The following is an 18,957-nucleotide window of genomic DNA, read 5'->3' on the forward strand; positions in this document are numbered from 1 at the left end:
GGGTCGGGCGGCTCAGTTCGCGTATCTCGGCTGCACCAGCGTCGACGGCGGCAGTCCCGGCACCCGGGTGCGCGCCGCCGCCCGGGCGTCCCCCCGCAGCACCGCCGGGGTCAGCGTGGCCGGGCGGGGGGCGTCCCGGTCCAGGGTCAGGGCGGGACGGGTGCGTGCGGCGAGCACGAACCCCCAGTCGCGCGGCGCGTCCGCCGGGCGGTGCGGTCCCGCCCCGGGCGCGGGGGCGGGCTCACCGACGCGGTACGGGGCGGTTCTCAGGCCGGCCGCGCGGATCGTCGCCTCGACGGTCCAGAAGACCCGGGGGCGCGAGGTCACCGGGCCCGCGTGCACCACCAGCCGGCCGCCCTGCGCCAGGACCCGGCGGGCCAGGCCGTAGAACTCCTGCGAGTACAGCTTCGTGCTCGCCGTGCTGCGGGGGTCGGGAAGGTCGGCGATCACCACGTCGTAGCTGCGCCGGGTGTCCCTGAGCCGGCGGAACGCGTCCGCCGTGCACACATGCACCCGAGGATCACCGAAGACATGGCCGTTCAGCGCGGACAGCGCCGGGTCGTGCCGGGCGAGGCGGACCACCGCCGGGTCCGGGTCGACGACGTCGACCCGCTCGACGCCCGGGTGCCGCAGCACCTCGCGTGCGGCGAGGCCGTCGCCGCCGCCGAGGACAAGCACGCGCGCGTGCGGGCCGTCGCTCATCGCCGGACGCACGAGCGCCTCGTGGTAGAGGCGCTCGTCGCGGCCGCTCACCCGCAGCCGGCCGTCGAGGTACAGCGCGAGCGGACGGCCGTGGGTTCCGCCGGTGAGCACCACCTCCTGGGCACCGGTGTGCAGCGCGACCCGGACGTCGCCGCCGTACACCGCCTGGCGCGCCGCCCGTTCGAAGTCGTCGACCAGGAGCGCCGAGGCGGCCAGCACGCCCAGCACGACGACGTTGGCGACCACGAGCAGCAGCCGGCCGCGGCGGGAGAGGTCCCGCCGGAACAGCCCGAGGACGAGGGCACCGCCCGCCACCGCGTTGATCGCGCCGGTGAGCAGGGTGCCGGTCAGCTGGCCGAGCTGCGGGAGCAGCAGGAAGGGGAAGGCGAGCCCGCCCACCAGCGCGCCCACGTAGTCCGCCGCGAACAGGTCGGCGACCGCGCCGCCCGCGTCCTGGCGGCGGATGCGCTGGATGAGCTCCATCAGCAGCGGGACCTCGGCGCCGATGAGCAGGCCGATCGCGAGGGAGAAGGCCACCAGCAGACAGCGCGGACCCCCGGACCACACTCCGCCCCAGCCGCCGGTCCACGCGAAGACCGCGTACAGCGCCATCGCGCTGCAGCCGCCGACCAGGGCGAGTGCCGCCTCCACCGCGCCGAATCCGGCGGCGGCGCGGCAGCGGAGCCGCTTCGCGGCGAGCGAGCCGATGCCCATCGCGAAGACCATCACCGACAGCACGACGGAGGTCTGGGTGACCGAGTCGCCGGCCAAGTACGAGGCGAGGGCGACGAGTTCGAGCTCGTACACGAGACCGCAGGCGGCGCAGACGAACACTCCGGCGAGGACGAGGAACCGGCCTGTGCCCGGACGCACGGGAAGTGCCGTCCGGCTCTGGCCGCCCTCGACGCTCCAGGAGCGTGGTGCGCCGGGCGGCGCGGGCGCGTGCGGTTCGATCACGGTCGGAACGCTACGTCACGGTCGCGCTGCGTCCTGTCACCCACAGGTGTGGAACTGCCCGGTCCGGGACTGGTCGCGAGGCGTGGCGCCCCACACGTGGGCGCTGCTTCCCCGGCCCCCCGCCGCGTGCCCAACGACATCGTCCTCACACCCGCCCGCTCATCGCCTCCCGTGCCGCCGGCACCTTCACTCCCACCCGCGTCCGCGTCGCCACCAACTGCCCGTCCTGCGGATACGCGTGCCAGGTGCGCCAGTGGACCTGGCCCTCGTGGTGCTGGGCCAGCATCGCCGTGAAGGCGTGCGGGCTGCCGGGAAAGACCCCGGCCAGTCCGTGGGGGTGGTCGGACACCAGGGCCAGCAACTCCTGGGCGCGCCCCGCGAAGGAGCCCGGCGACAGGACCTCGACACGGGCCGCGAACTCGTACTCCCAGTCGCCCACCCGCTCGGCGACACCGAGCGGCAGCGGGGCGCTGGAGCCCGCGATGCACGCCACCGTCTCGGAGCAGGTGCCTCGCTCCTCCTCCAGGAGCACCTGGTGGGATGCGCCGAGCAGTCTCAACTGGAGCTGCGTCCCGGCGAGTTCCAGATCGAGGGTGGCCAGTGCGGGCAACGGCTCGCGGCCCAGGGTCCAGGCGAGATCGGCCGCGCGTGTGTCGGTGTAGGAGGTGTTCAGGGTCGTGAGCATGGATCGGCTCCGCTGGCACACAAAATGGGGAGTGGTCCCGGCACTTCCGGGTCGGCACCGGACTTCGGCCGGTACAGCACAGCCGGTCGGGCACGCCGTCCGGGTCGGCCGGGCCGGGCGAAACGCCTGCAGGACGGGCAGTCCGAGGGCTGCGTCGGTGGTGGAGAGCGAATCACGAACTGCGGCGGCGCCACAGCGTTTTTACCCAAGTTCGTAGGGTTTCCATCCCACCGGGGGCCCCGCAGCTCAAGTGTTCAACCAGCACGTGCGCCGGGGGCGTCGATGCGCAGGTCGGACGTGTTCCGGCGGCGGGACCGTGAGCGCACGCTCGACGCAATGCGCCGATGACGTGCGCCCTCACGCCCCCACTCGGGTGTCCTGCCGCACGTCCGTCGAACGCTTCCGGACGGCGGTCGTCGCAGCGGACACGCGTCCCCCTCGGGAGCCCGGCCGACCGTGTCAGCTGCCTCCGCCGCACCCGCCTCCGCCACCGCCACCGCCGCATCCGCCACCGCCGCCGCACGAGGAGTGGCCTCCGCAGGAGGAGTGGCCCCCACCGCACGAGTGGTGCCCGCCGGAGTGGTGGCCGCCCGAGTGATGGCCGCCCGACGACGAACCGCCGTCGCTCCCCGCGGCCCACCAGCTGCCGGCACTCCCACCGGCCCCCGCCCGCAGCCCGCGGCGCTTGCCGCGCCTGCGCCCGCCCATCACGAGGCGTACGACGAAACCGACACAGATGATCGCCAGGATGATGCCGAAAAGCATGGCGTCGTCCCCCTTTCCTTCCCCGGGACCGGCCCCCCGTGGGCCCCTCCGTGTTCCCGGGTGCACGGGGGATGCCCCCGCGCTCCCCCCGCCAAAGCAGAGTTGAGGAAGTTCTGAGGGTCACGACCCGGAAAAGGCCCCTGACCTGCATGGATACCCAGTTCTGAGGTCGTGCGGGTCGGGTCGTGGCCGACGGTGGGCCGTGGTCCTCCGGCGGAATCCGCGGGGCGCTACGACATGCCGGGGCCGTCCAGGAAGCGAAGCAGCACAGCGGCCTCCGCACGCAGCCGCGCGGCCCGGTCGGCGTGCGCCGGGGCGGTCAACTGCTCCGCGGCGTCCAGCCGTTCGGCGGCCTCGGCTCGCACGATCTGCGCCACGCCGCCCTCGCTCAGCTCACGTCGCACCGCCTCGGTGGCGCCGGCACCGACCGGTGACTGCTCGAGGGCGAGGCCGCGCAGGTCGGCTTCGTCGACGGGCACCGCCTCCGCGTTGTCCAGCGCGGCGAGCGTCGCACGCAGGGCGCTCACCGCGGCCTTGTCGCGGGCGCGCATCGCTTCCGGGAGTGCCTGACGCATACGAACACGGAGTGACATGCCGGGACCCTAGAGCGGTGTCCTCGACCCCGACAAGCGGATATCCCCGCAGTGCCGGGCGCCGCCGTCCACGGTCGGCCGTGCCTGTCAGGCCGTGGGCCGCCCCGCCCGGCGTGCGCCCCGCCGCCGCTCGTGTCCGGCCGACCGCCGGTGGGCCGTCCGGGGGCGTCCCACGAGACGGGCGCCGACGGGTGCGGACGCCTCCTCCGCTGTTCACAGAGGGTGCTTCGGGGGCCGGCGCGGGAACGCGTCCGTGCGGGCGGGTTGAGGAGTCCCGGAGCTTCGGCGCAGGATGGCGGCCATGACCTCCAGCGCGCGCCCTCTCCTCAACCGCCGGCTCGCCGAGTTCGGGACGACGATCTTCGCCGAGATGTCCGCCCTCGCGGTGAGCACGGGGTCCATCAACCTCGGGCAGGGCTTCCCCGACACGGACGGGCCCGAGGAGATCCGCGAGGCCGCGGTGCGGGCGCTGCGTGCGGGCCGCGGCAACCAGTACCCGCCGGGCCCCGGCATCCCCGAGCTGCGCACCGCCGTCGCCGCGCACCACCTGCGGCGGTACGGCCTGTCGTACGACCCCGACACCGAGGTGCTGGTCACCGCGGGCGCCACCGAGGCGATCGCCGCGAGCCTGCTGGCCCTTCTCGAACCCGGCGACGAGGTGATCGCCCTCGAGCCGTACTACGACTCCTATGCCGCCTGCATCGCGATGGCGGGCGGCCGGCGCGTACCCGTCACGCTGCGGCCGGACCACGAGGACACCGCCCGCTTCCGGCTGGACCTCGACGAGTTGCGCGCCGCCGTCACCGACCGCACCCGGCTGCTGCTCGTCAACACCCCGCACAACCCCACCGGCACCGTGCTCACCCGCGAGGAGCTGCGGGCGATCGCCGACCTCGCCGTCGAGCGCGACCTGCTCGTGGTCACGGACGAGGTGTACGAGCACCTGGTCTTCGACGACGCCGAACACCTGCCCCTGGCGTCCTTCCCGGGCATGCGCGAGCGCACCGTCACCATCGGCTCGGCGGGGAAGACCTTCTCCTTCACCGGGTGGAAGGTCGGCTGGGTGACGGCGGCGCCCGGGCTCGTCACGGCGGTGCGCTCGGCCAAGCAGTTCCTGACCTACGTGGCGTCCGGGCCGTTCCAGTACGCCGTCGCCGAGGCGCTCGCGCTCCCGGACACGTACTTCGCGGCATTCCGCGCGGACATGCAGGCCAAGCGGGATCTGCTCGCCTCCGGCCTGGCGCAGGCGGGCTTCGAGGTGTTCCGGCCGGCCGGCACGTACTTCGTCACCACAGACATCAGGCCGCTCGGCGAGAGCGACGGATTCGCCTTCTGCCGCGCCCTGCCGGAACGTGCGGGCGTCGTCGCCATCCCGAACGCGGTCTTCTACGACCACCGCGCGGCCGGTGCACCGTTCGTCCGCTTCGCCTTCTGCAAACGCGCGGAGGTCCTGGAGGAGGCCGTCCAGCGGCTGAAGGGACTGGCGGGCTGAGGCCGCAGGCGGCCCCCGCGGGGGCCGGGCGTCCGGCGGCGCACACCTAGGCGTGGGAATTCCCGGCCTCTCGGGCGCGCAAGGTTCGCAAATCGTCCGCAATCACAGCATGGTGCGGGTGTGACCCAAGCCAGCACCGTCCCGGCCGCCGTCGAAGCCGTCCCCGCCGACCGCGCCCGTGTCCGTCCGGCCGGAGGCAGGTGGCGGCTGCCGACCTCGGCCGTCGCCGCCCTGGGGCTCTTCGTCGCCGCCCGTTTGTGCGGCTGTCTTGTGCTCGCCGTGGTCGCCCGGCCCTCGGACCGGCGGCCCCTGCTCCTGCTCGGACGGTCCTGGGACTCCGTCTGGTACCTGCGGATCGCCTCGCACGGCTACGGACACACGCTGCACAGCCGCAGCGGCACCGGCATCCACAACGATCTGGCGTTCTTCCCGCTGTACCCGGCCCTGATCCGCGGCATCGGCATGCTCACCCCGCTGGACGGCATGGCGGCGGGCCTGCTCGTGTCCTGGACGGCCGCGGCGGTCGCCGCGCTGGGCATCCACCAGGTCGGCCGCCGGCTGCACGGGCCGTCCGTAGCCACCGTCCTCGTCGTGCTGTGGGGGCTGCTCCCGCACTCCATCGTGCTGTCGATGGGATACACGGAGCCCGTGCTGACCGCGTTCGCCGCCTGGTCGCTGTACGCGGTCCTCACCCGCCGCTGGGTGTGGGCGGGCACTCTGGCCGCGCTCGCGGGCCTGTCGCGGCCCAACGGCTTCGCGGTGGCCGCCGCGGTCCTGGCGGCGGCCGTGCAGGAGGTCTGGCGGATGCGCGGGCGAGGGGTTCCCCACAGGCTGTGGACGGGCGCGGCGCTGGCACCGCTCGGCTGGGGAGGCTATGTGCTGTGGGTGGGCCGGCGCCGGGGGGACCCGCTCGGCGGCTATTTCACCGTGCAGCGGCTTTGGGGGTCGCGCTTCGACTTCGGGGTGGGCTCGCTGCAGTTCGCCGAGCGGATGATGCTGCACGGCACCCGGCTGCACTTTCCGATGGCGCTGGTGATCGTGGCCGTCGGCACGGTGCTCTTCGCCCTGCTCCTGGCCGACCGCGCCCCACTGCCGCTCGTCGTCTACAGCGGCCTTCTGCTCGTGGTCGCGCTCGGCGGCTCGGGGTTCTTCGAGTCCAAGCCGCGCTTCCTGCTACCCGCGTTCCCCCTGCTGATCGTGGTGGCGCAGGCACTGGCGCGAACCGCGAGAGCCCGGCCCTGGCACGCCGCCGTGGTGGCGAGCGCCCTGGCCGGGTTCTCGTTCGTCTATGGGGCGTATCTCGTGGTACTGGCCCGGTCGCCCCTCTAGCCGGGTCTACTCTCCGTCTTCCTCGGGCTTCTCCGAGTCGTCGACGTCCTCCGCGAGGCCGAGCTGCTCGACGAGCCACCGGTCGAACTCGATGGCGGCCCGCACCCAGCTGACGGTCGACGAGACGAAGTGCTCCAGGCTGACGCCCGTGCCGATCAGCATCTGCGCCTCACCGATGAGGCGGACGGTGCCGTCGTCGTGCGTGTGGCTGTACACCTTGGGCCACAGCGTCCGCCGGTTCCAGTCGTCGATGGACTCCAGCAGCTGCGGCTTCTCGTCGATCTTGTGCGGCCGGTCGTAGAACGTCCGCACCGAGAAGACCTCCTGGTCGCCTTCGCCGCGGAACATGAAGTACGTACGGAACTGCTCCCACGGCGCGACGAGGTCTCCCTCTTCGTCGACGAGGTGCTTGAGCTCCATCTGGTCCAGGAGCTGCTTCACGAGGTCCTGATCCGGAACCACGGGGCCCGCCGGCGGCTGCGGCTCGGGCTGGCCCCCGAAGTTCGGAATCGAGGACGGGTCGATGCTCACCGTGTTCTTCCCTTCGTACGGATTCCGCCATCCTCCCCCATGCGGGGAGGGGGGTGGCAACCCCGGACGGGGTGTGTCCGCCCGTGGCTGACATGATCCGGCCTGTTCACGGGAAGCACGGCACGGGGGTGGGCCTTCACGCACGGGACGCTGCCGGGGAAGAGGGCGTCGCCGGGCGGGCCGCAGCAGCCGTCGGGACGCACCGGGTACCGGCCGGCAGTGGCCGTCGCGGTCCTGCCGGTACCGGTCCCGGACGACCCCGCCGCCATGGCCGTGGGCCGGCTTCGGCCCGGTGGCGGATCCGGGGAGAGGACGCACGGGGCCCCCTCTGCCGAGGTCCTGCGGTTCGGCCGGGCGGCGCCGCCCGAGGCGGATGGGTTCGCGGGACCATGCGCGGAGCGACAGACCCGGCAGACCCTCGATTCACGCGGCTTTCCGGATGCCGGGGGGCCGATGTCCGCGACCGGACGGCACGTACCTGTCCGCAGGCTCCTCCGCCGCGCGGGTTCTCCGCGTTCACGCAGGGAGCGGCTCCGGCACCGGACGTGACCGAAACGGCATCGGCCCCCTTCCCCCGGGTGACCGGGGGAAGGGGGCCGTACGGCGGCGGGTCCGGGGCTACAGCGTCTTGCCCGTCGCGGGCCCGACGATCAGCCCCTCACCGAAGCGGTCCACCCGGACCGTGTCCCCGTCCTTGACCTCCCCGGACAGGATCTCCTTGGCCAGGCGGTCGCCGATGGCGGTCTGGACGAGGCGCCGCAGCGGGCGGGCACCGTAGGCCGGGTCGTTGCCCTCGTCCGCGAGCCAGGCCAGCGCCTCGGGCGTGATCCGAAGGGTCAGGCGCCGCTCGGCCAGCCGCTTGGCGAGGCGGTCGATCTGGAGCTGGGCGATGCGGCTCAGCTCGTCCTTCGACAGCGCCGAGAAGACCACCAGGTCGTCGAGCCGGTTGAGGAACTCGGGCTTGAAGGAGGCGCGGACCACCTCCAGCACCTGCTCCCGCTTCTCCTCCTCACTCGTCATCGGGTCGACCAGGAACTGACTGCCGAGGTTCGAGGTCATCACGAGGATCGTGTTGCGGAAGTCGACCGTGCGGCCCTGACCGTCCGTGAGGCGTCCGTCGTCCAGCACCTGCAGGAGGATGTCGAACACCTCGGGGTGTGCCTTCTCCACCTCGTCGAGCAGCACGATGCTGTACGGGCGGCGGCGGACCGCCTCCGTCAACTGGCCGCCCTCCTCGTAGCCGACGTAGCCGGGCGGGGCGCCGACCAGCCGGGCGACGCTGTGCTTCTCGCTGTACTCCGACATGTCGATGCGGACCATCGCCCGCTCGTCGTCGAAGAGGAAGTCGGCGAGCGCCTTGGCCAGTTCGGTCTTGCCGACGCCGGTGGGACCGAGGAAGAGGAACGAGCCGGTCGGGCGGTCCGGGTCGGCGATGCCGGCCCGGCTGCGGCGCACGGCGTCCGACACCGCGCGCACGGCCTCGCCCTGGCCGATGAGCCGCCTGCCGATCTCGTCCTCCATGCGCAGCAGCTTCTGCGTCTCGCCCTCCAGGAGGCGGCCGGCGGGGATACCGGTCCAGGAGCCGACGACGTCCGCGATGTCGTCCGGGCCGACCTCGTCCTTGACCATCGTGTCCTTGGCGGCCTCCTCCTCGGCCTCGGAGGCGGCCTCCATCTCCTTCTCGACGGCCGGGATCTCGCCGTACAGCAGCTTCGACGCGGAGTCGAAGTCGCCGTCGCGCTGGGCGCGTTCGGCCAGCCCGCGCAGCTCGTCGAGCTTCTCCTTCAGCTCGCCGACCCGGTTGAGGGACTGCTTCTCCTTCTCCCAGCGGGCGGTCAGGCCGCGCAGCTCCTCCTCCTTGTCGGCGAGGTCGCGGCGCAGCTTCTCCAGCCGCTCCTTGGAGGCCTGGTCGGTCTCCTTGCTCAGCGCGAGTTCCTCCATGCGCAGCCGGTCCACGGCACGCTGGAGCTCGTCGATCTCGACCGGCGAGGAGTCGATCTCCATACGCAGCCGCGAGGCAGACTCGTCGACCAGGTCGATCGCCTTGTCCGGCAGGAAGCGGGAGGTGATGTACCGGTCGGAGAGGGTCGCGGCGGCGACCAGCGCGCTGTCCGCGATCTGCACCTTGTGGTGGGCCTCGTAACGGCCCTTGAGTCCGCGCAGGATCGCGATGGTGTCCTCGACGGTCGGCTCGGCGACCAGCACCTGCTGGAAGCGCCGCTCCAGCGCCGGGTCCTTCTCGATCCGCTCGCGGTACTCGTCGAGCGTGGTGGCGCCCACCATGCGCAGTTCGCCACGGGCCAGCATCGGCTTGAGCATGTTGCCCGCGTCCATGGCGGAGTCGCCGCCGGCGCCCGCGCCCACGACGGTGTGCAGCTCGTCGATGAAGGTGATGATCTGCCCGTCGGAGTCCTTGATCTCCGCGAGCACCGTCTTGAGGCGCTCCTCGAACTCACCGCGGTACTTCGCGCCCGCGACCATGGCACCCAGGTCGAGCGCGACCAGCCGCTTGTCCTTCAGCGACTCGGGCACGTCGCCCTTCACGATGCGCTGGGCGAGCCCCTCCACGACGGCGGTCTTGCCGACGCCGGGTTCGCCGATGAGCACCGGGTTGTTCTTCGTACGGCGGGACAGCACCTGCACCACGCGCCGGATCTCCTGGTCCCGGCCGATCACCGGGTCGAGCTTCCCGTCGCGCGCGGCGGCGGTGAAGTCGGTACCGAACTTCTCGAGCGCCTTGTACTGGCCCTCGGGATCCGGGGTCGTCACCCGGCGTCCTCCCCTGGTCTTCTGGAACGCGTCCAGCAGCTTCCTGGCGTCCGCCCCCTGGCGGGAGAGCACCTCGCCGGCGGCGCCGCCCTTCGCGGCGATACCCATGAGCAGATGCTCGGTCGACAGGTACTCGTCCCCGAGATCCTTGGCGCGCTGGGTCGCGTCGGCGATCACCGCGAGCAGCTCCCGGTTGGGCTGGGGCGGCGCCACGGTCGACCCGGTCACGCTGGGCAGACCGGCGAGCACACGTTCGGTACCGGCCCGCACCGTGGCCTGGTCCGCGTCGACGGCGGCCAGCAGGTCGATGATGTTCTCGTTGTCCTGCCCCTCGAGCAGCGCGAGGAGCAGGTGGGCGGGGGTGAGGTCCGGGTGGCCCTCCGACACGGCCCTGCTGCTGGCCGAGTTGATCGCGTCCCGGCTCCTGTTGGTCAGCTCGGCGTCCACGTTCGCCTTCTCCTCCTTGCGTCGGCCGCGCTCAGACGTTGCCCTTGCGTTCTGACCCGAGCAACGTGCACAAAGTTGAGTCTATTCCACTCAAGGCGTCGTACGGGAGAGACACCGGCTAAGTTCCGCACCCATGGCCACCTATTCCGTAGACCCGGGCTCGCCCGACGACCCGTACCTCAGGTTCTGGCGGGAGCGGCACCTGTGCACGCTGACCACCCTGCGCCCGGACGGCAGCCCGCACGTCGTCCCCGTCGGCGTGACGTACGACCCCGAGGCGCGGCTGGCCCGGGTGATCGCGAACAAGTCCGGAGCGAAGGTCGGGCACGTGGCCGCCGCGGGCCCGGACGGCGCCCGGGTCGCGGTCTGCCAGGTGGACGGGCGGCGCTGGGCGACGCTGGAGGGCCGCGCACAGGTGTCGGCCGACCCGGAGCGGGTCGCGGAGGCGGAGCGGCGCTACGCCGAGCGGTACGGGCGGGTGCCGGCACCCAACCCGTCACGGGTGGTGATCGAGATCGCCCTCACCCGGGCGATGGGTCGGGGCTGATTCCAGCCACTGTCTGTTCCGGGCGATAGCCGGAGATGTCCCCACAAACTGCAGCGGCGTCACCGTGTTCAGGTCACGGTGACGCCGCTGCGGGGGGAAGTACCTGAGCGATCTGTTACGACGGGGGAATCGCGTCAGGCACTGCGGGGGGTGGCAATGGTCTGTACTTCCGGACTGCCCGGTTCGGACAGCCGGTGGTCACGCCGGTCGAGGTTCACAAAGATCATTCCGTACCGTATGGCGCACCGCACGGGCTGCGGCGCCCCCCGAGGCCGCCGCAGAAGCCGGTAGGCCCGCACGTCCTCGTCCTCGTCCCGCGTCACGACGACCGGCTGACCGAAGACGGTCACCATCAGCGAGTCGCCACTGTGGGGAATGGCGGTCGCGAGGTCGATGAAGTGCCAGCCCGAGCGATAGGCGGTGGCCATCTCGCGCCGGAACGAGCGGTCGTCGGGAGGGATCGTCATGCGTCTGCGTCCGCGGGGAGAGCGTTCCAGCCGCTGTCGGCCTGCACGGCGTTCCAGCCGCTGTCCGCCTGGATCGCGTTCCAGCCACTGTCGGCGGGGACGACGTTCCAGCCGCTGTCGGCCTGCACGGCGTTCCAGCCGCTGTCCGCCTGGATCGCGTTCCAGCCACTGTCGAAGGGGGCGACGTTCCAGCCGCTGTCGGCCCGGATGGCGTTCCAGCCGCTGTCCGCCTGGACGGCGTTCCAGCCGCTGTCCGACCGGACCACCGACGAGGTCTGCCCGGGATCAGGAACCGAGCCGCTCTGAACACCGAGGACCGCTGCGGCGGAGAAGACGGCTGCAAGCACTGAACCAAGCAATCTCGGTCGCATAGTCGGCTTCGTCCTCACTTGATGGAATCCTCTCCCCCGCAGCACAAGACGATGGCTCATTCAGGCACGTCAATGCCACAGGGGCGATGCATCATGTTCCTGCACGTTCATGACCCTGGGGGGTGGAGAAATGACCACGAACAACTCAAAACCGACACATCCCCACGGCGTCACCGAGTTGTGCGACGAGGGTGCACGGCTTTATGCCAACGCGCTCCGGTCCGGAAGGATCACACGTTCCGAGGTGGAGCCCGCTCCGTGTCTCCTGGAGTTCGCGCTGCTCCACCCCGATCCGGACGACGCCAACTGGCTGCGGCCGGTTCCCCCGTCCGTCGCGCTCGCCCAGCGGCTGCACCCGCTGGAGCGCGAGATACAGGACCGCCGGCGCCGGACGATCGAGCTGACCGAGTCCTTCGACCCGTTCATCACGATCAGCACGCAGAGCCCTCAGGCGAGCCTCCATTCGATCACGGTGCTCGAGGGATTCGACCGGATCAACGCGGCGCTCAACTCGGCCACGGCGGAGTGCCGCAGCGAGATGATGACCGTGCAGCCGGGGGGCGGGCGTCCCGCCGACACCCTCATGGAGGCCCTGGAGCGCGACCGGCCCCTCGCCGACCGCGGGGTCAGCATCCGCACGCTCTACCAGCACACGGCGCGGCACAGCCAGAGCACCCTCGCCTACGTGGACCGGATCTCCGACGGCAAGATCCAGGTCCGTACGCTCCAGGAGCTGATCGAGCGGCTCATCATCTTCGACCGGACCGTCGCCTTCATCCCGGCGAGCGAGGACCGGAGCGTGGCCCTGGAGCTGCGCCACCCCGGCCTTGTGCGGTACCTCGCCATGGTCTTCGAGCGGTTGTGGGAACGCGCGGTCCCCCTGACCGAGGAAGTACCCAACGACGTGGACCCCAACGGCATCACGGGAGTGCAGCGCTCGATCGCCAAACTCCTCATCGAGGGCCATGTGGACGAGGCGATCGCCCGCCGCCTGGGCATGAACGTGCGCACCTGCCGGGCGCACATAGCGAAGATCGCGGCCACCCTGGGCAGCGGCAGCCGGGCCCAGCTCGGCTACCTGATAGCGCAGTCGGGGATCCTGGAGCAGGGCGACTGAACCTCCGGGCGTGCGGGAGCCGGCCCGCTGAGCGCGCCACAGAGCGGCTGTGGCGGCGCCGATCCGCCGCCACAGAGCGGCTGTGGCGGCGGATCGGCCCGTCCCGGCCCAGGACCGCCCACGGCCCGCCCTGAGCCGTCCTGGGCCGCTTCAGGGCCGCTTCAGGGCCCGTCGAGCCCCTCCGCCGGGAGGCGCGGGACACGGGCTCCGCCCGGAGCGCGGAACACCCCACCGCCGGGCACGCCGCCGGCGCAGGGCAGCGGGACGCCGCCGGGACGGCTCACAGGTCGCCCGAGGACTCCAGGGCGCCGGGTGCCGTGACCGGCAGCAGCTCGGCCGCGAGAGTGGGGCCGTCCAGGCCGACCTGGGCGATACGGACCCCGAGCTGCGTCCGGCTCGCCGCGCCCAGGGTCTCCGAGAGCCGGGCGATGTGCGCACGGCACGTCCGGACACTGATGCCCAGACGCTCGGCGACCACCGCGTCCTGGTGCCCCTCGGCGAGCAGTGCGGCGATCGAGCGCTCCCGGTGGGTGATGCCGTCGATACCCGTGTCCGGGAGCGGCGAGGTCAGCGGGATCGCCAGCCGCCAGAAGCGCTCGAAGGCGGTCACCAGATAGTCGATCACCGCCGGGTGCCGCAGCTCCAGGGCGATGGTGCGGTCCGAGTTCGCGGGGACGAAGGCGACCGTGCGGTCGAAGAGGATCAGCCGCTCCGGCACCTCGTCGAGAGTGCGCGCCTCGGCCGCGTCACCCATCATCTCCATGTAGTTGCGCAGGCCCTGCCCGTGCCGGGCGACATGGGTGTACAGATCACGCATGCGCACACCCCGGCGGCGCATCTCCAGGGCCCGGTGCAGCCCCTCGGAGAGCTCGTCCTCCCGGCGGATGCCGCCCGGCTGGACCGTCAGCACCTCGGCCGTGCACTGCTCCGTCGCCTCGTCCATGGCCGCCCTGATCCTCGGCAGCCCGTCCAGCACGCGGATGGCCACGCCCTCCACGGACCCCTGCTCGCGGCCGCCGAGCCCGGCGTACCACTCGACCGCGGCCACCGCCGTCCCGACCCGCGCCTGGCTCGCGCTGACCTCCTCGTGCACGCTGCGCAGCAGTCGGGTCATGACCTCCTGCGGGGAGGTCGGCACCAGCCAGTCCATGTCGTCGGGGTCGGGATGCAGCAGCGCGAGCTCCAGCAGGCACGGCACCGGCCCGGCGTCGGCGCGGGACACCCGGCCCCGGCGAACGGCCCGGGAGTACACGCGGTTCCCCGCTTCGCAGAGTCGGTCAGCGCCGTGTGGATGCGCGTCCGTCCCGTGCCCGGCCATCTTCCACCCCTGGCTCCGACTCCTGGCCCCAGCGTCCTGAGCGATGCGGCTCACCAGCGACGTCCCGGCGCTCACCCTCCGTGCCGCGTCCCGCACGCCTTCGCAGCGCAACTATGCGCGGCACCGCCCGCCTCCGCAACAAGTTCCTGCGCCTCAACGCCCGTGAATGCCCCGGAATCCGCCGTATCCTCCCCACCTCCGGAACTTCCGCTGCACCAAGCTGACGGTGGATGAGGGACCCCGCCTCGCGCGACGGTGGGAGTTTCCGCGCACGCCGAAGCGATCGACGTGTGACGTAGGGCACTTGACCTCGGGCGATGGTGCACATGTCCGATCCGTCGCGCAACGGCAGCGGTACGGATGCGGGTTCGTCCGCGGGGACGGGCGCGACCACCTCTGCGCCGCCGCCGGGGCCGCGGCCGATCGACCGGACGAACTCGGTGCGCGCCCGGACGGCCCGGGCCGGGTCATGACCGCCGCGCCTCGAGGGCGGGCAGAGGAGTGTGCTCGCGGCGGACGGCCGCGACCTCCACGAGGCCACCGCACGGGGCCGTGGAGGACACGGCGCCCGGGGGATCGCCAGGTGCGGCGGTGGAGTTCAGGTGTGGGAACGCCTCGGACGGGCGGGCGGTGACACCCGCCCGCCCGGAGGGTCAGTGCAGACCGGCCGCCGCGCAGGCCGCCTTGTACTTGTCGGTGCAGATCTGCTTGACGGTGTAAATGCCGTCCTGGATCACCGTGTCCTTGATGTTGTCCGTGGTGAGCGCGACCACCGGCACCAGCATCGAGGGGATGTTCTTCGTCGTCGGGCTGTCGACCTTGTCGCGGGTCAGCGCGTCGAACTCGATGGAGCGGCCCTGGACCTTGGCGACCGCCATCTCCGCGGCGTTGTTCGCCTCCTCCGGGTACGACTTGTACACACTCATGTACTGCTCGCCCGAGATGATCCGCTGCACCGCTTCCAGCGCCGCGTCCTGCCCGGTCACCGGCGGCATCTTGGTGACGCCCGCGTCCTTCAGCGCTTCGATGACGGCGCCCGCCATGCCGTCGTTCGCGGAGTAGACACCGGCGATGTTGCTGAGCCCGATGGCCTGGATCGCCTGGACCATGTTGGCCTTGGCGTTCTCCGGCTTCCAGTCCTTGGTGTCGAACTCCCCCGCCTTGGGGATCTTCACCTTGTCCTGGAGCTCGCTCAGCGCACCCGCCTTGAACTGCGCGGCGTTCGGGTCGGTGGGCGAGCCGTTCATCATGACGATCGTGCTGCCGGAGGCCTTGGCGCCGAGCTTCTCGACGAGCGCGCGGCCCTGCACCTGGCCGACCAGTTCGTTGTCGAAGGAGATGTACGCGTCGATCGGGCCCTGCGCGAGACGGTCGTAGGCGATGACCGGGATACCCGCGTCCTTCGCCTTCTGCACACCGGGCTCGATGGCCTTGGAGTCCACCGCGTCCACCAGGAGCACGTCCACCTTCTCGGCGATCATCTGCTCGAGCTGCTGGCTCTGCTTGGCCGCGTCCGCGCCGGCGTTCTCGGAGACGACCTTGCCCTGGCCGTGGGTGAGGGACTTCACCTGCCGCTCGATGATGGGACGGTCGAAGTCTTCGTACCGCGGGTTGTCCGTCTCGGGCAGAAGGAGACCCACCGTGATGTCGTTGCCCTTCTTCGGGGTCGTGGAGCTGCTGCCGCCGCCGACTCCGTCGATGACGCCGCACGCGGCGAGCGAGACGGCCGACACCGAGGCGGCCAGGGCCATGGCGGTACGACGCACAGCGGTCCTACGGGTGGTACGAGCGTTCACATCAGGTGCCTTCCGGGCGAGGGAGCAGCATTGCGACCCAGGTGGCTGAAAGCCAACGCGGCGACGGTATGCAGCGTCAAGGAGTACCGGTTAACGAGATGGCAACAGCCCCCGTGTGGAAGTCACGTGAAACCAAAGAAAGTGTAGTGCGCGAGCCGTTGCCGAACCTTCGCGGGGTGGAGTTTTGAGCTCCGACCTGCGTGGATCGGGAAACCGACGTTCCGTCAACTTCCTTGAAGATTAAAGACGTTCAACGATCGACCGAAACGTGATCTACATCACATGACGGCCGGGCGATCGGACCCCTCCGGCGACCCGTCCACCACGCACCCGCATCGCCGGCGAGCCGGTTCCGCACGATGACCCGCATGTCCTCCGTCGCCGCGCGGGAGTTCTTCGCGAACTCTCCATTACCGGGCACATCGGTAGAGACGCCACATCATCGGCGATCGATCACAACTGGGGCACCGAGGAACCGGTTTCGGGTTCCCGGGAACAACGAGACGGGCACCGAACGCAAAGCACCGGTCGTCCGTTCGCAAAGATCCGTACAACCAGTTGCCCGGCTCGCGTGTCGTGATCACGGACGCCTCTTCCGCGTCTTCCTTCGATCAGAGGGCCGAATGAACCCAGCCAGAAGACACACGACAGCTGCGGCCGCCACCGCCGTCGTGCTCGCCACCGCGGGCAGCCTGCTCGCCACCGTGGCCGCTCCCGCCTCCGCCGCGACCTCCTGTGCTTCGCCGGTCTTCAAGAGGCAGTTCTTCGCGAACACGAGCCTGTCCGGCACACCGAGAAGGACCGACTGCGACAGCGCCGTCGGCCAGAGCTGGAAGGGCGCCCCGGCCCCCGGACTCCCGGCGGACCGCTTCGGCGTCCGCTGGACCGTCACCCGGGACTTCGGATCGGGCGGCCCGTTCGCCTTCACCGCGGCCGGGACGGACGGAATCCGGGTCTACCTGGACGGCGTCCGCAAGGTGAACCTCTGGTCGAACACGTCCGGTTCACGCTCGAAGAACCTCAATCTCACCCTTCCCAAGGGCGTGCACACCCTGCGGATCGACTACGTGAACTGGACCGGCAGGGCCGACGTCAAGTTCACCTACGTGCCGCGGACTTCCGCCACCGTGGACAAGGTCCGGCCGCTGACCCCGGCGGGCACCGCGGTCGCCTACGACAGGACCGCCCGCAGGACGAAGGTCTCCTGGGCGAGGAACAAGGAGATGGACCTCGCCGGCTACCGCGTCTACCGCCGGCTGAAGGGCAGCACCAGCTGGGCGAGGCTGACCACGACGACGTCGACGACGTACACCGACACGCCCCCGGCGACCGGCCAGGTCTTCTACTACGAGGTCCGCGCCCGCGACAAGGCGGGCAACGAGTCGGGCGGCACCGCCGACCGGCCCGTCACGACCGTCGACAGGACGCCCCCCGCAGCGCCGTTCGTCGAGATGGACGCCTGCCCGAACGACCAGCCCTACGCGGGGCCCGAACTCGTCACCCCTGCGGCCAACGCGGCCGACATCGTCCTGTACGAGTTGCAGCGGCAGAACCCGGTCACCAAGACCTGGTCCACCGTGTACTCCGGTGCCAAGGGCGCGATCTGCGACACCGGGTACCCCGCCGACGGCAGCCAGGTCACCTACCGGGGCCGGGCCCGGGACGCGGCAGGCAACTGGTCCGCGTACTCGGCCGCCACCACGTTCACCACCTCGGACAGGACCCCTCCGGCGACGGCAGCCGACGCCCGGGTGGCGTACCGGTCGGGCGTACCCCACCTGGTGTGGTCCCGCGTCGGCGGAGCCGCCTCCTACCAGGTCCTCCAGTACGACCCGGCGACCGGCGGCTATCTGGACGCCCTCCCCGGCGGCGGCACCACCACGAACACCGATGTCGTGCCGCGCCGGCTGCTCGCGGTCGCGGACACCTATCGGTACGCCGTGCGCGCGCTGGACGCGAGGGGCAACGCCGCCGCCCCGGTGGAGGTCGCACTGCCGATGGCCGAACGGCCCGAGGCCGTCCCGGCGTTCCTCACCACCGCGACGCGGTTCGACGAGGGTGTGATGATCAGATGGAGCAGCGCCGATCCATGGACCTTCGACGAAGACCCGCTGCTCACCTACAGGATCGTGCGCACCGACCCGGCGACCGGCCGGAGCACCGTCGTGGACCGGTGCAAGCCGAACAGCCCTTGGGACGAGCCCTTGGAGGCACCCTCCACGTATCTGACCTGGGCGGGTGACGACGCCCCCGCGTACGCGGGCGCCACGCAGATCAACGGCACCTGCTGGGACGTCTCCGGCGAGTCCGAGACGACGTACGAGTACCGGATCGTGACGATCGACCCGTACGGGCACGTGTCGCAGCCCGGTCCGGTCGCCACGGCGACCACGCCGGACACACGGCGCCCGGCACCGGTCGGGAACCCGACCGCGCAGACGGTCCCGCTCGGCGTCCGGCTGACCTGGGAGCCGCCCGCCGACGACGACGTCACCGGCTACTACGTCTGGCAGGGCACCGTCGACCCGGAGACCGGCGAGACGGTCTGGGAGAAGAACTGCTGGACCACCGACTCCCGGGCGACCGAGATCCTCTGCCCGACGGTCCCGGACGGCGCCACCCACGTCTACCGGGTGGCCGCGACGGACGGCCACGGTCTGTACGACGGCATGGAGCCCGGCTTCTTCCACACCACCGATGTCCCGGTGACCCTCCCCGACACCCGGCCGCCCGGCTGGACCGGCGCCGAGATCCGCGGGGACCTGTACCCGGATCTGTCCGTCGACTGTTCCGCGAGCTCGGGCCTCGGCGACTGCTCCGTACTGGCCGGCTACCGCGTGGACCGCTGGGATGCGGCCCAGGGGGCCTGGACCACACTCGTCGCGGGCCGGGTCGGCGACCGCAACTCCTACATGGACACCACCGTCCACGATGACCGGCTCGGCCTGTACTACTACCGCGTCGTCTTCACGGACTCTTCGGGAGCCGAGGTGGCCGGGCGGACCGCCGCCTACGGCATCTGGGACCACTGACTCCGGCCACGCGCGAAGGGGCGGCACCGGAGATGTCTC

At 71.5% G+C, this 18,957-nt stretch carries 15 protein-coding genes; 5 read left to right on the top strand and 10 right to left on the bottom strand.

The window, feature by feature from the left end; all coding sequences use genetic code 11:
• Window positions 1-12 precede the first annotated feature (12 nt).
• The 4 genes from ACSHXN_RS19880 to ACSHXN_RS19895 form a co-directional block, all read right to left on the bottom strand.
• Window positions 13-1,659 (bottom strand): polyamine aminopropyltransferase, encoded by a 1,647-nt coding sequence (locus ACSHXN_RS19880; RefSeq protein ID WP_356109050.1) that lies wholly within the window; start codon window positions 1,657-1,659, stop codon window positions 13-15.
• Between the two features lie 145 nt (window positions 1,660-1,804).
• Window positions 1,805-2,344, bottom strand: coding sequence for a DUF2617 family protein (locus ACSHXN_RS19885; RefSeq protein WP_355131311.1), 540 nt, complete (start codon window positions 2,342-2,344; stop codon window positions 1,805-1,807).
• Window positions 2,345-2,803: 459 nt separating this feature from the next.
• A complete protein-coding gene (locus tag ACSHXN_RS19890) occupies window positions 2,804-3,109 on the bottom strand; it encodes a hypothetical protein (protein ID WP_383354202.1) in 306 nt (101 codons plus the stop codon).
• A 230-nt stretch (window positions 3,110-3,339) separates the two neighbouring features.
• Entirely contained in the window at window positions 3,340-3,660 is a 321-nt protein-coding gene (locus ACSHXN_RS19895; protein WP_355131353.1) for a hypothetical protein, read from the bottom strand.
• A 334-nt stretch (window positions 3,661-3,994) separates the two neighbouring features.
• Here ACSHXN_RS19895 and ACSHXN_RS19900 point away from each other — a divergent pair, with 334 nt between their 5' ends.
• Together ACSHXN_RS19900 and ACSHXN_RS19905 are read left to right on the top strand one after the other, a co-directional pair.
• Entirely contained in the window at window positions 3,995-5,194 is a 1,200-nt protein-coding gene (locus tag ACSHXN_RS19900) for a pyridoxal phosphate-dependent aminotransferase (RefSeq protein WP_355131313.1), read from the top strand.
• Between the two features lie 120 nt (window positions 5,195-5,314).
• Entirely contained in the window at window positions 5,315-6,523 is a 1,209-nt protein-coding gene (locus ACSHXN_RS19905) for a mannosyltransferase family protein (RefSeq protein ID WP_383354204.1), read from the top strand.
• Window positions 6,524-6,529: 6 nt separating this feature from the next.
• On the opposite strand, the gene ACSHXN_RS19910 is transcribed toward ACSHXN_RS19905, so the two are convergent.
• Window positions 6,530-7,054 carry a YbjN domain-containing protein gene (locus ACSHXN_RS19910; protein ID WP_331266014.1) on the bottom strand — a complete coding sequence of 175 codons (525 nt, stop codon included), beginning with the start codon at window positions 7,052-7,054 and terminating at the stop codon, window positions 6,530-6,532.
• 618 nt (window positions 7,055-7,672) lie between these two features.
• Complete coding sequence (clpB, locus tag ACSHXN_RS19915) at window positions 7,673-10,270, bottom strand: ATP-dependent chaperone ClpB (RefSeq protein ID WP_355131315.1); 2,598 nt, start codon at window positions 10,268-10,270, stop codon at window positions 7,673-7,675.
• Window positions 10,271-10,403: 133 nt separating this feature from the next.
• Here clpB and ACSHXN_RS19920 point away from each other — a divergent pair, with 133 nt between their 5' ends.
• Window positions 10,404-10,817, top strand: coding sequence for a pyridoxamine 5'-phosphate oxidase family protein (locus ACSHXN_RS19920; protein WP_355131317.1), 414 nt, complete (start codon window positions 10,404-10,406; stop codon window positions 10,815-10,817).
• 134 nt (window positions 10,818-10,951) lie between these two features.
• On the opposite strand, the gene ACSHXN_RS19925 is transcribed toward ACSHXN_RS19920, so the two are convergent.
• Both ACSHXN_RS19925 and ACSHXN_RS19930 read right to left on the bottom strand, forming a co-directional pair.
• The gene (locus tag ACSHXN_RS19925) at window positions 10,952-11,284 is read right to left on the bottom strand and encodes a hypothetical protein (RefSeq protein WP_355131319.1); all 333 of its coding nucleotides are present in this window, start codon (window positions 11,282-11,284) and stop codon (window positions 10,952-10,954) included.
• On the bottom strand, window positions 11,281-11,631 hold the full coding sequence (locus ACSHXN_RS19930; protein WP_355131321.1) for a hypothetical protein: 351 nt from the start codon (window positions 11,629-11,631) through the stop codon (window positions 11,281-11,283). Before ACSHXN_RS19930 ends, ACSHXN_RS19925 begins: the two co-directional genes overlap by 4 nt.
• 154 nt (window positions 11,632-11,785) lie before the next feature.
• Between ACSHXN_RS19930 and ACSHXN_RS19935 the strand changes: the two genes are divergently transcribed.
• Window positions 11,786-12,772 carry a helix-turn-helix transcriptional regulator gene (locus ACSHXN_RS19935; protein ID WP_355131323.1) on the top strand — a complete coding sequence of 329 codons (987 nt, stop codon included), beginning with the start codon at window positions 11,786-11,788 and terminating at the stop codon, window positions 12,770-12,772.
• A 280-nt stretch (window positions 12,773-13,052) separates the two neighbouring features.
• Here the strand turns inward: ACSHXN_RS19935 and ACSHXN_RS19940 are convergent, their stop codons facing one another.
• Both ACSHXN_RS19940 and ACSHXN_RS19945 read right to left on the bottom strand, forming a co-directional pair.
• Complete coding sequence (locus ACSHXN_RS19940) at window positions 13,053-14,090, bottom strand: helix-turn-helix transcriptional regulator (RefSeq protein WP_355131325.1); 1,038 nt, start codon at window positions 14,088-14,090, stop codon at window positions 13,053-13,055.
• Window positions 14,091-14,743: 653 nt separating this feature from the next.
• A complete protein-coding gene (locus tag ACSHXN_RS19945; protein ID WP_355131327.1) occupies window positions 14,744-15,856 on the bottom strand; it encodes a sugar ABC transporter substrate-binding protein in 1,113 nt (370 codons plus the stop codon).
• Window positions 15,857-16,509: 653 nt separating this feature from the next.
• Between ACSHXN_RS19945 and ACSHXN_RS19950 the strand changes: the two genes are divergently transcribed.
• Complete coding sequence (locus ACSHXN_RS19950) at window positions 16,510-18,918, top strand: PA14 domain-containing protein (RefSeq protein WP_356109034.1); 2,409 nt, start codon at window positions 16,510-16,512, stop codon at window positions 18,916-18,918.
• Window positions 18,919-18,957: the final 39 nt, after the last annotated feature.

It is taken from the genome of Streptomyces sp. HUAS TT11 (assembly GCF_051553595.1).
Classification (GTDB): Bacteria; Actinomycetota; Actinomycetes; order Streptomycetales; family Streptomycetaceae; genus Streptomyces.

What these genes read in the sequence shown, in the direction of transcription:
- ACSHXN_RS19950 (WP_356109034.1), top strand. Translation starts at nt 16,510, where the DNA reads ATGAACCCAGCCAGAAGACACACGACAGCTGCGGCCGCCACCGCCGTC.
- ACSHXN_RS19895 (WP_355131353.1), bottom strand. Translation starts at nt 3,660, where the DNA reads ATGCGCGCCCGCGACAAGGCCGCGGTGAGCGCCCTGCGTGCGACGCTC.
- ACSHXN_RS19890 (WP_383354202.1), bottom strand. Translation starts at nt 3,109, where the DNA reads ATGCTTTTCGGCATCATCCTGGCGATCATCTGTGTCGGTTTCGTCGTA.
- ACSHXN_RS19925 (WP_355131319.1), bottom strand. Translation starts at nt 11,284, where the DNA reads ATGACGATCCCTCCCGACGACCGCTCGTTCCGGCGCGAGATGGCCACC.
- ACSHXN_RS19935 (WP_355131323.1), top strand. Translation starts at nt 11,786, where the DNA reads ATGACCACGAACAACTCAAAACCGACACATCCCCACGGCGTCACCGAG.
- ACSHXN_RS19940 (WP_355131325.1), bottom strand. Translation starts at nt 14,090, where the DNA reads ATGGCCGGGCACGGGACGGACGCGCATCCACACGGCGCTGACCGACTC.
- ACSHXN_RS19900 (WP_355131313.1), top strand. Translation starts at nt 3,995, where the DNA reads ATGGCGGCCATGACCTCCAGCGCGCGCCCTCTCCTCAACCGCCGGCTC.
- ACSHXN_RS19885 (WP_355131311.1), bottom strand. Translation starts at nt 2,344, where the DNA reads ATGCTCACGACCCTGAACACCTCCTACACCGACACACGCGCGGCCGAT.
- ACSHXN_RS19920 (WP_355131317.1), top strand. Translation starts at nt 10,404, where the DNA reads ATGGCCACCTATTCCGTAGACCCGGGCTCGCCCGACGACCCGTACCTC.